Genomic DNA, 12,781 nt, shown 5'->3' with positions numbered 1-12,781 from the left:
CGGCGGGCGGTCGCCGGGTTTTCCGGGCGAGCCGGCCGCTGCTGCGGCTGCGCCCGCTCGTCCACAGGCCTGTGGACAACTGAGCCCGCCCGGGCCGGTCGTCCACAGGCGGGGCAGGGCCGCTCAGGCGTCGAAGTCGTATTCGAGGATGTACGCGGACGAGTCGAGCACCATCGCGTTGAACTCGACCACCTGGCCGTCCTCGGCGAACGCGGTGCGGTGCACCAGGAAGACCGGCGTGCCGGGGGCGAGGGCAAGGCGTTCGGCCTCGTCGCCGGCGGGCATCCGGGAGCGGATGTGCTCCTGGAAGTGCACCGGCTTGTGGCCGAGCTCGGCGAGCCTGGCGTAGGTCCCGCCGGGGCCGGTGTCCGGGTCGGTGATCCGGGTGCCGGTCACCAGCGCGGCCGGCAGGTAGGACTCGGAGAGCAGCACCGGCTTGCCGTCCAGCACGAAGCGGCGGCTGCGCACGCAGGCCGACTCACCCGTCTTCAGGCCGAGGACGGCGGCGATCTCCTCGGGAACCTCCCGCTCGGCGACGGTCAGCTGGTCCACCGTCAGGTCACGGGGCCCTATGTCGGTCGACCAGACCGAGAAGCCGCTGCCCCAGTTCCGGCCGGACAGCCGTTGGATGCCGCGACGCCTTATCGGCCGGAACTCCCGGACGAAGACCCCCACCCCCTTGCGGGCCTCCGCTATCCCCTCGGTCTGCAGGACACCGAGCGCCTGGCGGGCCGTCATCCGGGCCACACCGTACGTCACCATCAGGTCGTTCTCGCCCGGCAGCCGATCACCGGGACGGTAGCGACCGGAGTCGATGTCGCGCTTGAGGTCCTCGGCGATGCGCTGGTACTTGGGCTGGGTGGCGCGGGGGCTACTGGTCATGGCGGCGGGCTTCCTTCCCCTCTCTAGACATCCTACGCACGGTACGCCGGTCCGCCCCCCGATGCATTGACATCTCTAGAGATTTCAGCTTGTCTAGAGATGCTGAAATCTGACATACCCTCATATCGGCTGCCGAGTCTCCGTCCCACGAGCGTTCATCGAGCGAATCCGCATGAGGAGCCCGCCATGTCCGTGCACCGTCGATGGTTCTCACTGCCCCGCGAGCCCGCCACCGTCGCCACCGGACGCCGCCGGGTCCGCGCACTCATCACCGTCTGGGGCGGCGCTCCCCTGGACGAGGACACCCAGCTGACGGTCGATCTGGTCACCTCCGAACTGCTCGGCAACGCCGTCCGCCACGCCACCGGCCCGGTCGTCACCGTCGGCGTGCACACCGACCCGCTGCACCATCGGGCCGTCATCGAGGTCTACGACACCTCCCCCTCCGTCCCGGTGGCCGGCCGCCCCGACCGGGACTCCGAGTCCGGCCGCGGCATCCTGCTGATCGCCGAACTCGCCCTCGCCCACGGGGTGATCCGCAAGCGCACCGGGAAGTGGGTGTGGGCGGAGATCGCCCTCCCGACCGCGCGGATCGCTCGCCCCTGGTGGCCGGTCCGGAGCCGCAGCAGGGGCACCGAGGAACGTCCGGGCCGGAGCCCGCAGGACGGTATCCCGCAGAAGGCCCCGGCCGACCGGGTCACGCCCGGGGCCGTCACCTGCCACTGACCGCGCCCCGGGCCGGCCGACCCGCTCAGGCCGTCAGGCGGCGGTGCAGCTCCTCCGTCCCGCGGCCCAAGGTCCGGGCGGCGAGCCAGGCGGCCGCGCCGGCTCCGTTGCCGGCGGTGGAGACGGTCGCGGCCGGCCAGCGGGCGGCCAGTCGCGGGCGCAGCTGCGCGGCCAGCAGCGTCGCGGAGGTGAGCAGGCCGCCGGCCAGCACCAGGGGCAGCGGGGAGTCGGGGTCGCGGACCAGGGCGAGAGTGTCGATCAGGTGGCCGGCGGCGCGGTCGACCAGATCGAGCGCGACGGGGTCGCCCGCCGCCGCGCAGTCGAGCACCACCGGGGCGAACCGAGCCAGCCGGGCCGGCGCCTCGGCATGGGCGGCGGCGATCAGCGCGGCCCGCGGCTCACGCCCCGAACCGCCCGAGCCATCCGAGCCGCCCTGCCCGAGCAGCGCCTCCGCGATCGCACCCGCCAGGCCGGGCAGCCGGAGCGGCGTGCCGTCGAGCGGCAGCGCACGGTCCACGGCGGTGAGCGCGGCGGAGACCGCTTCGCGGCCGAGCCAGCAGCCGGAGCCGCGGTCGCCGAGCAGCCAGCCGTGGCCGTCGGCGGTGCGGTGCAGCTCGTGGTCGCGGATCTCCGCGGCGATCGCGCCCGTGCCGCTGAGCAGCAGGGTGCCGTCGGCGGCGGGGCTCCCTGCGGCGTGGGCGAGTTCGGCGTCGTCGACGAACTGCGGGGCGATGGTCAGTCCGGTGGCCGGCCAGAGCGCCGACAGCTCCGGCGGGGCGAGCGAGTTGCCCGCGAGGCCGATCACCGCGGCCGTCACCCGGGCCGGGTCGAGCCCGGCCAGCGCGGCCCGGACGGCCCCGCCGATCTCCCGGACGGCGACCTCCGTGCCGTGCGCGACCGGGTTGCCCCCGGCGCCGTGCGCGGTGCCGAGGACCCGGCCGTCCAGGGTGGCGACCAGGGCGCGGGTGCTGGTGCCGCCCACGTCGAGGCCGAGGACCAGCGGCTGCCCGGGGGAGGTCATGCGGTGCGGCGGATACGGCCGGCGTACCGCGCTTCGAGCGCGTTGTTGTGCTCGTCGCCGCCGGGGATGTTCGCCGACAGGTAGACGGGCGGGACACCGCCGTTCTCCTCGACCCGGCGGATCACCTCGGCGATGATCTGCTGGCCGAGCAGCGCGGCGGTGATCGAGGAGATGCCGCAGGCCCGTCCGCCGCCCGCCATCGGCAGGACGGCGTCGCCGAACGGCGCGCCGTTGTCCAGCACCACGTCGGCGTAGTCGCGCAGCCGCAGGCCGGACGGGTGCTTGGGCCGGACGCCGGCGGTGTGCTCGGCGGAGGTGACGACGATCAGCGGGTGGCCGTTCTCCTTGGCCAGCCGGGCGAGTTCGACCACGCAGCCGTTGACGCCGGAGTTGGACGCCAGCACGAACACGTCCGCCGGGTGCGGGGCGGTCAACTCCCAGAGCAGCGCGGCGGATTCGGTGCCACGTTCCAGTTCGGAGCCGTCCAGGACCTCCACCGGCCGGCCGCCGAACAGCACCACGTCGCGCAGGGCGATCCGGTTGCTGGGGACCAGTCCGCCGGCCCGTCCGGCGAGCTCCATCGCGAACGCCTCGGAGTGCCCGGTGCCGAACGCCTGCACGATGCCGTCCGCGGCCAGCGCATCGGCGATCAGCTCGGCGGCCCGCGCGACCTGGTCGGCCTGCGAGCCGCTGACCCGGTCGATGGCGGCACGGGCGGCGGCGACGAAGTCGGCCGCGGAGGGGCTGGGCACGGGGAACCTCCAAGCAGCGCACGGTGGGACGGCTCACATGGTCGGGCCGGTCCACCGCCGCTGTCAACGACAGGACTAGACCAGTCGGGGGGTCTCGATCAAGGGTTCGAACCCGGCGCACTCGAACGGGTCGTCGTCCGGGTCCAGCCCCGGCAGCCCGGGCACGTCCAGCCCGCCCCGCAGCCACCCGACGAGCACCTCCACCAGACCACCGGACAGCCGCACCTCCTCGCGGATGTGCCGGGGGCGGATCGCCACCGGCCAGGCGTCCGGGTCCGGCCCTACGGTCAGCCAGCCGATCCGGTCGCTGTCGATGCTCGATCCGATCACCAGGAAGCCGTCCGGCTCCGGCCGGCACGGGCCCGGACGGGACCGGCCGATCAGCTCGGGCAGCCCGGCCAGCCCCCCGGGTGGGGCGAGCCACAACCAATGCGACCAGCAGCCGCCGCCGTAGGCGTCCATCAACTCCCGGTAGTCGGACGGCAGTCGAGTGCCCAGCCGGTCGAACACCCGGTCCCAGTCGCAGCCGACTGCCGGGGGCGGCGGCACCAGCAACCGCAGCGCGGCCGGGCCGGCCGGGCCGTGCAGGGCGAACTCCCTTTCGGCCGCAGTGAGTTCGGGACGCGGCGACGGAATCCCGGCGACCGGCGGATTCCAGTGCGGCGCGACCGTGGCCGGCAGCGGGCCGAGCCGGCCGACCCGGTCGAGGATCACCGTCTCCAGGAAGGCGGTCAGCGTCAGCCCGGAGTCGAGCGGCGGTTCGGACCGGGTGGGGTCGCAGAGCACCACCGTCCAGCTGTCCGGCTCAGGGTCGGCGGTGTTCCACAGCAGGGACGTCCGGCCGTTCACGGTGTGGCCCCAGGGCAGCAGTCCGCCGGGCACGGGGTGCAGCCGAAGCGGTGGGAGGCCGGCCTCGCGCAGATCGGCCCGCAGGCCGCTCTTGGCCCACGGCAGCATCCCGAGGTACTCCCGATCGGCCGCCGACAGCACGATCGCCCCACCGATCACCACCGTGCCGAACCGCGTCAACTCCCAGTATTCAGCCGGAAGTCGCACGCCCAGCCAGGCTTCGACGGCCGCCCGGTCCACCGCGAACGGGGTGAGCGGACGGTCGGGTTCGAGCTGGTCGAGCAGGTCCATGCCGCCGATCCTCCGGCCCTGCCGAGGCCCGGAGCAAGCGGAAATTCGCGCGCGGACGCGGGCCGCCCCGGACAGGATGACCGCATGGACGAGGTGCCGAAGAAACAGATCCGCGCCCACTACGACGACGGGACGGTGACGGTCTACCAGGCGTTCCGCCCCGAGATCGCCGACCCCGCCGTGGCCGACGGACGCTGGCCCGACGCCTTCAGCCACGACCGGATGACGTGGATCAAGCCGTCGTTCCGCTGGCTGATGCACCGCAGCGACTGGGCGCGTCGCGAGGGCCAGGAACGGATCCTGGGCGTAGTGATCACCCGGCAGGGCTTCGACGCCGCACTGGAGGCGGCGGTGCTCAGCAGCTACCGGCCGGGCGTGCACGCCTCGAAGGCGGACTGGCAGCGGGAGTTGCGGCGCAGCGGCGCCCGCGTCCAGTGGGACCCGGAGCGGGACCTGCACCTCCGCCCGCTGCCGCACCGCTCGCTGCAGCTGGGCCTGAGCGGCGAGCCGGTGCGCCGCTACACCGCCGAGTGGCTGGTGCGGATCGAGGATCTGACGCCGCTGGCACGGGAGTTGCACGCCACCAGGGACGCCGCGCTGCTGCCGCCGGAGCGGCCGTACCCGATGCCACCGGGTGCGGCCGCCCGACTGGGCGCGGGCTGACGGAGCGGCAGCCCGCACCCGATCAGCCGTGCAGGTAGACGATGCCGAGCTTGGTCAGCTGCCAGTGCTGCGCGGCGGAGCCGTCGTCGGCGGCCAGCTGGACCAGCGCGTTGCCCTTGGCGTCGGTCTTGGCGGAGGCGGTGGCGAGCTTGGTCGGGTCCTGGGAGTCGGCCAGCTTGTAGCTGCCGTCGCCGACCGGCTGCAGGATCCAGTGCTGGTTGCCGCCGCCGTTGCAGCGCCACTGCTGGAGCTGGGTGCCGGGGGCGGTGGAGGCGCCGGAGGCGTCCAGGCACATGTCCCGGTTGCCGCTGAAGTCGAGCTCGAAGGAGCCGCCGGCCTTGATCTCGAACACGAAGGACTGGTTGAGGCCGCCGGTGGCCGAGTAGGTGATCGCGGCCCGGCCGTTGGTGGAGTCACCGTAGGTGCCGCCGCCGGACAGGTCGAGCACCTTGCCGCTGGCCTGGTTGGCGAGCTGGTACCAGGCGCCGTCCTCGGGGGTGTCCGGGAAGGGCTTGCCGGGGGTGAGCGCGGTGATCGAGGTGGTGTTCTGCTGGTTGAGCGAGCAGAACGCCTGGGGCAGTCCGGACTGCTGGTAGAACTGCCGCAGGCAGGCCGCCTCGGCGGCGTACCCGGCCACCCGCAGGTGGTACGACTGGCGGACGTTGTTCATGCACAGGCCGGGGATGGAAATCGGGGTGTCGCAGCCGTTGCGGGTGCTCTCCGACAGGTCGATCACATCGCCGTTGGTGTACTCGTACGGCGAGCTGGTCCACTCCGCGCAGACCTCGTGGCCGAACGCGACCCGCCGCTGGTCGAGGTAGCGCACGCCGGGCACGCCGGAGGCGGCCTCGCGCAGCGCGTCGCTCAGCGTGGGGACGACCCAGTTGTGGCCCCAGGCGAGGTCCTCGGGGAAGGCCGGGCAGCCGTCCGCGACCTTGCCGACGTAGTCGTTGCGGCGGATGTCGGGCGTGATCGGGTTGAAGTACGACTGGTAGACGAGCTGGTAGGAGTCGTCGGAGTAGCCGGCCTTCCGCATGGTGTTGCGGATGTTGGTGAGCGCGGCCGTCACCTTGGGCTTGACCCCGGCGGCGCGCCGGGTGATCTCGGCGCTGCCGATGGTGTCCCGGCATCCCTGGGACTGCGGGATCGGGAAGTACTGGGCGAGGCAGGACATCATGATGTTGGCGAACTCGAAGTCGTCGTTCGCGCCGATCGTGACGACGACCATCTTCACGTCGTAGTTGGCTGCGGTGGCGGCGAGTTGGACGTCCTGCTTGGCCTCGCCGAAGTCGCCGCTGCCCGGTCCGGTGATCTTCGCCAGCTCGGGGTCGCTGACCAGGTCGCCGGTCTGCGCGCCGGAGCAGGCCAGGTCGACCGGGGTGACGCCGGGGAGCTGGGTGGTGAAGATCTCGGACTTGGTGGAGCGGTGGCAGTAGTTGGTGGGGGTGTCGGTGCCGGGCATGTAGTCGTCGTTGGTGTCGGTGCCGGCGCCTTCGCCGGAGATCGCGCTGTCGCCGAGGGCGACGATCGCGGCGGGCTTGCCCGCGCTGGGCGAGGCGGCCTGGGCGGTGGCCGCGGTGCCGAGGCCGGTGCCGAGACCGAGGGCGGCCAGCAGCGCGGCGGTGGCGAGCAGGGCGGGGGACCTGCGGCGGACCATAGGTGTCCTGGACACTCATGACTCCTTGCGGGGGTGGGGGTACGCCCGGCGGGCGCCGGGCGGCGCGGAGCATGGGGGACCGGGCCGGAACCCGGCGAACATGAGGCAGGCTCACATGCTAGGTACTGACAGGTAACACAACAAGACTCGCGGCGCGATACGACCGACGCCTGCCGCGCACCGTCAGGACCCCGGCGCAGAAACGCAGTTGGGCCGCCGCCCGCACCCCACGAGGAGGTGCGGACGGCGGCCCGGGATCTGCCGGCGGGCTTGGATCAGCCGCCGTTGACGCAGGTGTTGCCGAACGCCGGGTTCAGCAGACCGATGATGTCGATCGAGTTGCCGCACAGGTTGACCGGAACGTGCACCGGGACCTGGATCTGGTTGCCGGAGATGACACCGGGGGAACCGGCGGCGACGCCCTCGGCCTCGCTGCTCGCCATGGCGGAACCCGCACCGGCGGCGACGATGCCCACGACGGCGGCGCCGACCGCGGCAGCCTTCTTGATGCTCATTTGAGTCTCCTCGATAAATCAGATCTTCCAATTGCCGCGCCGGGGGCTACCGGAAGGAAGCACACGGGACGTGCACTGGGCCAACGAAGCCACGCCGGATCAGTTGCGATGCTCTTCCGACAATCACCCGTCCGGCGTAACCGGAGCATTCGGGTGAACGGCTCGAACGATCGCGGAACCCGCCCGTTTCCACCGCCGCACTGGTTCGTTCTTCCTGGCGAAACCCGATCCACCGCAAGAAATGAGACTTCATCATGCGCAAGCTCGCCTACGGCGCCTTCGGTTCCGCGGCCGCTGCGGCCCTGCTGCTCGGCGGGGCCGGCGCGGCCATGGCCAGCAGCGGCGCCGAGGGTGTCGCCGCCAACTCGGCCGGCGTCGTCTCCGGCAACCAGATCCAGGTCCCGGTGCACGTTCCGGTCAACCTGTGCGGCAACACGATCAACATCGTCGGCCTGCTGAACCCGGCCTTCGGCAACACCTGCGTCAACGGCGGCTGACTCCCCGCCCCGCACGCGACCGTTTCCGCCGACCGTGCGGAAGCGGTCGTCGACGTGGGCACTCGCGCGGCCCAAGCCACCGGCGACACGCGGGTCTTGGGCCGCGTGAGTGACATTCACGGCGCATCCCGAAAACAGCGGGCGATGATGCCAATCGCCCGGCACCCGACCATTCGCGGTCGGACCGAACGTGAGGAAGAAGAACCATGCGCAACTTCAAGAAGGCCGCGGTCCTCTCCGTCGCCGCCGCCGGCCTGGTCCTCGGCTCGGCCGGTCTGGCCAACGCCTCCGCCGAGGCCGAGGGCGTCGCCGCCAACTCCCCCGGCGTGCTCTCCGGCAACCAGATCCAGGTCCCGGTCCACGTCCCGATCAACCTGTGCGGCAACTCGATCGACATCATCGGCCTGCTGAACCCGGCCTTCGGCAACACCTGCGTCAACGGCGGCTGACCCGCCCCATGCCGTGCCGCGCCGCGCGCTCGAACCGGGCGGCGCACCAACTCCCCGCTGTGATCTAGGAGATCAACCCTCATGCGCAACTTCAAGAAGGCCGCGGTCCTGACCGTCGCCGCCGCCGGCCTGGTCCTCGGCTCGGCCGGTCTGGCCAACGCCTCCGCCGAGGCCGAGGGCGTCGCCGCCAACTCCCCCGGCGTGCTCTCCGGCAACCAGATCCAGGTCCCGGTCCACGTCCCGATCAACCTGTGCGGCAACTCGATCAACGTCATCGGCGCGCTGAACCCGGCCTTCGGCAACACCTGCGTCAACGCCGACGGGGGTGGCACCCCGCCCACGCCCGTGACCGTGCCGACCGAGCCCGAGCCCCAGCAGCCGCCGGTCGAGGCCGAGCCCCCGCATCACCACCACCACCACGAGCCGGTCGAGGACTGCGACTGACCGGATCGGTCGACGTCAACCCCGTGCAGACTGCCCCTCGGCCCACCGGCCGGGGGGCAGTGCGCGTCCCCCTTGCCCTGAAGTCCCCCTCACCTCAGAAGGAATGGCCGATGTCCCGGAAGACCACCGGCGCGCTGGCCGCGCTCGGCACCGCGCTGCTGCTCGGTGCCGCCACCGCGCAGACCGCACACGCCGCGACCGAACAGCCCGGCGGGCTCCCGCTGCCCGCCACCCACCTGCAGCCCACCGACGCCCAGGGAGCCCTCGGCGGCACCACCGCCGGGCTCGGCTACGCGATCGCCCCGGCGAAGGACCTGCGGCTCGACCCGTGGGCCGGCTCCTCCGCGGACCTGCTCAACAACGGCGTCGCGGTGGTCCCCGACAACGGCGTGGGCCCGGTCGGCACCGGCACGGTCACCAGCCCGCTGTCCGCCGGCGGCGGGGCCAAGAACCTTCCGCTGGCCGGACCGCTGCTGACCGCCCTGCCGATCTGAGCCCCGGCCGGCACACGGGTACGGCCCGGCCTCCGCGAGGAGCTGCCGGGCCGTACGCCGGGACGGGGCGTCACATCTGCGACTGGTCCAGCGCGCCGGTCAGCGTCCCCACCGGGTTGGCCTGGCCGAGCATCTCGCCGGTGGTGGCGGTGGTCGTCTCGGCCAGCCCCTTCACCGACTGGGTGACCGAGATCTGGTCCTGCTCGCCGCCGAGCGAGGCCTTGGCACCCGGCACGGCCTGCACCGGCGCGGTCACCAGGTGCGGGTCCACCTTGTCCAAGGACAGTGCCGCGTCGGTCAGTTGACCGCTCTCCCCGCGCACGAAAGAGACCGGCTCGCCCAGGCCGACCGCCGGGCCGGCCAGGTTCAGCGGGGCGGCCGGCGCGTCCAGGCCCAGCGTGCCGAGCTTCGCCCCCGGGTCCGCCTCCGGCAGCGGCAGGGTGGCCTCCAGCGACGGGCCCAGCTTGCCGCCGTTCACGGCCGGCAGCACGTGCTCCGGGATCGGCCGGGTCGGGCTCTGGCCGGTGTCGGACGGCGGCAGCAGCGGCGAGGTCGGGATGCCGCCGTGGATCTCGCCGCCGTCCGCGAGCAGCGGCAGCGACGACGCGGCCGTGCTGAGCGGGATGCTGAACGGCACCTCCTGGGTCGCCAGTCCGTCCTCTAGCGCGGCCACCTCGGTCGGCGTCTTCGGGGCCGCCTGGGACACGCCCTGCGCCGCCGCCACGCCGGCGCCGACCGCCAGCAGCAGGGCGCCCGCGGCCCGCTTGGAGAGCTTCATGGTGTTCGCCGTTCGTTCGATGTCCATTTGATTCGGCGCGCCGGTCATTCGATAGATCGGTACGCCGTTAATTCAGTACGCCGGTACGTCGGTCATTCCGTATGACTTCTGCGGCCACCGGTCGTACCGGCAGTACTTCGGGCGCGTCGCGCACATCCTGGCGAACGAGCCAGCACCTCCGGGGACAGCACCGGTTAACCGGAACGGCCTAATAATCCGACCGGCACGCTGGGAAACCGGTGATCCTCGACGAATTTTCTCCGCCCCCGTAACTTTCCTGTTCGCCATTCTTTGATCCCGACGACGACGGGGCAGCACCCCTCGAACGGCATTTCAGAGAGGTATCTCCACCATGCTCAAGAAGTCTCTGGCGGCCGCCGGCCTGGCCGCCGCCGCACTCGCCGCGGTGTCGACCCCCGCCGTCGCGATCGGCGACGCGGACGGCTCCGCCGCCACCATCCAGGGCAATGGCGGCACCAACTCCAGCGGCACCTGGGGCAACCACAGCCCGAACTTCCACTTCGCCGACAACCCGAACATCTGCCTGCCGGAGATCCACAACATCGGCTTGGCGGTACTGGGCGTGGCCGTCCCGGTCGAGGTCGACGCGCTCAACAACGAGCCCAAGCAGACCTGCGTGGTCGGCCAGGGCACCGTCGGCAGCGGCGACGGCGGCGTCTCCCACCTGATCGGCTGACGCGCCGTCACTGCCCGGGTGCAGAGCGGCTTCCGCTCCGCGCCCCACTGCCCGCCCGGCCGTTCCCCCGGCCGGGCGGGGCCCCGGCGCGAGCCACGCGCACGGGCGCGCTGCTCCACTCCATCGGATCCGAAAAGGAATGACCCCATGATCAAGAAGGCTCTCGCCGCCGTCGGCGTCGTCGCCGCCGGCTTCGCCATGACCGCCACCCCCGCGATGGCCATCGGCGACGCGGACGGCTCCGCCACCTCCCTCCAGGGCAACGGCGGCACCAACGCGACCGGCACCCAGGGCAACCACAGCCCGAACAACCACGTGCTGGACAACCCGAACATCTGCCTGCCGGAGATCGACAACATCGGCGTCGGCGCCCTGATCGGCATCGTCGTCCCGATCAAGGCCGACGTTCTGGACAACCACCCGACCCAGACCTGCGACGTGGGCCAGAACACCGTGGGCAGCGGCGACGGTGGCGTCTCCCACCTGATCGGCTGATCCTTCCCGGTCACAGCCGACCGCCGGGTCCGGGGCCAGCCCCGGGCCCGGCGGTTCCGTGTCTCCGGCCGTACCCCACCCGTTCGTCCGCGGCGCGATCGGGTGATCGGAGCACCGGCGGGCGCGTGCAGCGCACCGCCAGCCGCACCCCCGTGTTGACGTAGTGACACCACCCGACGCAGAGAGGACCCTCCCATGAAGAGCAAGCTGGGCAAGGCCGTTGTCACCACCCTCGCCGCGCTCGCCCTGACCGGCATCGGCGCCCCGGCGTACGCGCACGTGGTCGCCGGCGGCGGCGGGCAGCTCGTCGCCACCGCCCACGAGCCCTTCCTCGCCGGTGGCGGCGGCGGCTTCGCCGGGACCGACCACATCTTCACCCTGGCCGGCGGCGGCGGCTGGGCCACCTCCACCGCCCTCGGCGGCGGCGGTGGCGGCGTCGCCGCGATCGGCTGACCTCGCGTCAACGCCGAAGGGCGCGGAACCGGTTGACGGTTCCGCGCCCTTCGGCACGTTCAGGAGCGGGCGTCAGCGCACCAGGCGGGCGGCCTCGGTGGCCCAGTAGGTGAGGATCTGCTCGGCGCCGGCGCGGCGGATGGAGGTGAGGGTCTCCAGGATGGTGCGCTCGCGGTCGATCCAGCCGTTGGCGGCGGCGGCCTCGACCATCGAGTACTCGCCGGAGACCTGGTAGGCGGAGACCGGCACCGGGGAGGCGTCGGCGACCTGGCGCAGGATGTCGAGGTAGGCCATGGCGGGCTTGACCATCACCATGTCGGCGCCCTCGGCGAGGTCCTGCTCCAGCTCGCGCAGCGACTCGCGGGCATTGGCCGGGTCCTGCTGGTAGGTCTTGCGGTCGCCCTTCAGCGAGGAGCCGACGGCCTCCCGGAACGGGCCGAAGAACGCGGAGGCGTACTTCGCGGTGTAGGCGAGGATGCCGACGTCCTGGTGCCCGGCGCCGTCCAGCGCGCGGCGGACGACCGCGACCTGGCCGTCCATCATCCCGGACGGGCCGACCAGGTGGACGCCCGCGTCGGCCTGCACCACGGCCATCTCGGCGTAGCGCTCCAGGGTGGCGTCGTTGTCGACCGAGCCGTCCGCGGCGAGCACGCCGCAGTGGCCGTGGTCGGTGTACTCGTCCAGGCACAGGTCGGACATCACGACCAGGGCGTCGCCGACCTCGGAGACCACGTCGCGGATGGCGAGCTGCAGGATGCCCTCGGGGTTGGTGCCCTCGGAGCCGATCGCGTCCTGCACCTCGGGGACGCCGAACAGCATGATGCCGCCGACGCCGGCCTCGGCGGCCTCGGCGGCGGCCCGGCGCAGGGTGTCGCGGGTGTGCTGGACGACGCCCGGCATCGAGGTGATCGGCTTCGGCTCGGCGATGCCCTCGCGGACGAACGCGGGCAGGATCAGCTCGGCCGGGTGGAGCCGGGTCTCGGCGACCAGGCGGCGCATCGCGGGGGTGGAGCGCAGGCGGCGCGGGCGGACGGACGGGAATTCGGCGGACACTTCGAAGGCTCCCTGAGTCACGGAAAAGCGTCGGGGGGAGGCCGGTCGGCCTCCCCCCGACGGAG

General features: G+C 72.6%; 17 protein-coding genes. 9 read left to right on the top strand and 8 right to left on the bottom strand.

The features are described 5' to 3' along the window. Positions 1-123: 123 nt before the first annotated feature. On the bottom strand, positions 124-882 hold the full coding sequence (locus AMK19_RS03030; protein WP_073807794.1) for a GntR family transcriptional regulator: 759 nt from the start codon (positions 880-882) through the stop codon (positions 124-126). Positions 883-1,068: 186 nt separating this feature from the next. Here AMK19_RS03030 and AMK19_RS03025 point away from each other — a divergent pair, with 186 nt between their 5' ends. Then, a complete protein-coding gene (locus AMK19_RS03025; protein WP_073807792.1) occupies positions 1,069-1,608 on the top strand; it encodes an ATP-binding protein in 540 nt (179 codons plus the stop codon). A 25-nt stretch (positions 1,609-1,633) separates the two neighbouring features. Here AMK19_RS03025 and AMK19_RS03020 read toward each other — a convergent pair whose 3' ends face one another. The 3 genes from AMK19_RS03020 to AMK19_RS03010 form a co-directional block, all read right to left on the bottom strand. Continuing rightward, positions 1,634-2,629 carry an N-acetylglucosamine kinase gene (locus AMK19_RS03020; protein ID WP_073807790.1) on the bottom strand — a complete coding sequence of 332 codons (996 nt, stop codon included), beginning with the start codon at positions 2,627-2,629 and terminating at the stop codon, positions 1,634-1,636. After that, positions 2,626-3,381, bottom strand: a complete 756-nt coding sequence (locus AMK19_RS03015) for a sugar isomerase domain-containing protein (protein ID WP_073807788.1) — start codon at positions 3,379-3,381, stop codon at positions 2,626-2,628. The genes AMK19_RS03020 and AMK19_RS03015 overlap by 4 nt, the downstream gene beginning before the upstream one ends. A 75-nt stretch (positions 3,382-3,456) precedes the next feature. Further along, on the bottom strand, positions 3,457-4,521 hold the full coding sequence (locus tag AMK19_RS03010) for an SMI1/KNR4 family protein (protein WP_073807787.1): 1,065 nt from the start codon (positions 4,519-4,521) through the stop codon (positions 3,457-3,459). A gap of 84 nt (positions 4,522-4,605) precedes the next feature. Here AMK19_RS03010 and AMK19_RS03005 point away from each other — a divergent pair, with 84 nt between their 5' ends. Next, on the top strand, positions 4,606-5,184 hold the full coding sequence (locus AMK19_RS03005) for a DUF4291 domain-containing protein (RefSeq protein WP_073807785.1): 579 nt from the start codon (positions 4,606-4,608) through the stop codon (positions 5,182-5,184). A 22-nt stretch (positions 5,185-5,206) separates the two neighbouring features. Here the strand turns inward: AMK19_RS03005 and AMK19_RS03000 are convergent, their stop codons facing one another. Together AMK19_RS03000 and AMK19_RS02995 are read right to left on the bottom strand one after the other, a co-directional pair. Continuing rightward, positions 5,207-6,856, bottom strand: coding sequence for an RICIN domain-containing protein (locus tag AMK19_RS03000; protein WP_241844208.1), 1,650 nt, complete (start codon positions 6,854-6,856; stop codon positions 5,207-5,209). Between the two features lie 260 nt (positions 6,857-7,116). After that, the gene (locus AMK19_RS02995) at positions 7,117-7,356 is read right to left on the bottom strand and encodes a chaplin (RefSeq protein ID WP_073807783.1); all 240 of its coding nucleotides are present in this window, start codon (positions 7,354-7,356) and stop codon (positions 7,117-7,119) included. 254 nt (positions 7,357-7,610) lie between these two features. Here AMK19_RS02995 and AMK19_RS02990 point away from each other — a divergent pair, with 254 nt between their 5' ends. From AMK19_RS02990 to AMK19_RS02975, 4 genes are all read left to right on the top strand, one after another. After that, entirely contained in the window at positions 7,611-7,853 is a 243-nt protein-coding gene (locus AMK19_RS02990) for a chaplin (protein WP_073807781.1), read from the top strand. 206 nt (positions 7,854-8,059) lie between these two features. Beyond that, positions 8,060-8,302: a chaplin gene (locus tag AMK19_RS02985; protein ID WP_073807779.1), complete on the top strand. Its 243-nt coding sequence runs from the start codon at positions 8,060-8,062 to the stop codon at positions 8,300-8,302. Positions 8,303-8,383: 81 nt separating this feature from the next. Beyond that, positions 8,384-8,746, top strand: coding sequence for a chaplin (locus tag AMK19_RS02980; RefSeq protein WP_083646452.1), 363 nt, complete (start codon positions 8,384-8,386; stop codon positions 8,744-8,746). Between the two features lie 110 nt (positions 8,747-8,856). After that, positions 8,857-9,240 carry a hypothetical protein gene (locus AMK19_RS02975; protein WP_073807777.1) on the top strand — a complete coding sequence of 128 codons (384 nt, stop codon included), beginning with the start codon at positions 8,857-8,859 and terminating at the stop codon, positions 9,238-9,240. Between the two features lie 70 nt (positions 9,241-9,310). Here AMK19_RS02975 and AMK19_RS02970 read toward each other — a convergent pair whose 3' ends face one another. After that, positions 9,311-10,045 (bottom strand): hypothetical protein, encoded by a 735-nt coding sequence (locus AMK19_RS02970; RefSeq protein WP_073807775.1) that lies wholly within the window; start codon positions 10,043-10,045, stop codon positions 9,311-9,313. Between the two features lie 325 nt (positions 10,046-10,370). On the opposite strand from AMK19_RS02970, the gene AMK19_RS02965 reads away from it, so the two are divergent. The 3 genes from AMK19_RS02965 (at position 10,371) to AMK19_RS02955 (ending at position 11,663) form a co-directional block, all read left to right on the top strand. After that, positions 10,371-10,715: a rodlet layer protein gene (locus AMK19_RS02965; RefSeq protein ID WP_073807773.1), complete on the top strand. Its 345-nt coding sequence runs from the start codon at positions 10,371-10,373 to the stop codon at positions 10,713-10,715. Between the two features lie 147 nt (positions 10,716-10,862). Next, on the top strand, positions 10,863-11,210 hold the full coding sequence (locus AMK19_RS02960) for a rodlet layer protein (RefSeq protein WP_073807771.1): 348 nt from the start codon (positions 10,863-10,865) through the stop codon (positions 11,208-11,210). Positions 11,211-11,405: 195 nt separating this feature from the next. Further along, positions 11,406-11,663: a hypothetical protein gene (locus AMK19_RS02955; protein ID WP_073807769.1), complete on the top strand. Its 258-nt coding sequence runs from the start codon at positions 11,406-11,408 to the stop codon at positions 11,661-11,663. A 72-nt stretch (positions 11,664-11,735) separates the two neighbouring features. Here the strand turns inward: AMK19_RS02955 and hemB are convergent, their stop codons facing one another. Beyond that, entirely contained in the window at positions 11,736-12,716 is a 981-nt protein-coding gene (gene hemB, locus AMK19_RS02950; protein WP_073807767.1) for a porphobilinogen synthase, read from the bottom strand. Positions 12,717-12,781: the final 65 nt, after the last annotated feature.

Source organism: Kitasatospora sp. CB01950 (genome assembly GCF_001905465.1).
Classification (GTDB): domain Bacteria; phylum Actinomycetota; class Actinomycetes; order Streptomycetales; family Streptomycetaceae; genus Kitasatospora.
Note: the sequence above shows the minus strand (reverse complement) of the source record. Positions and strands in the feature narration are given on the sequence as shown.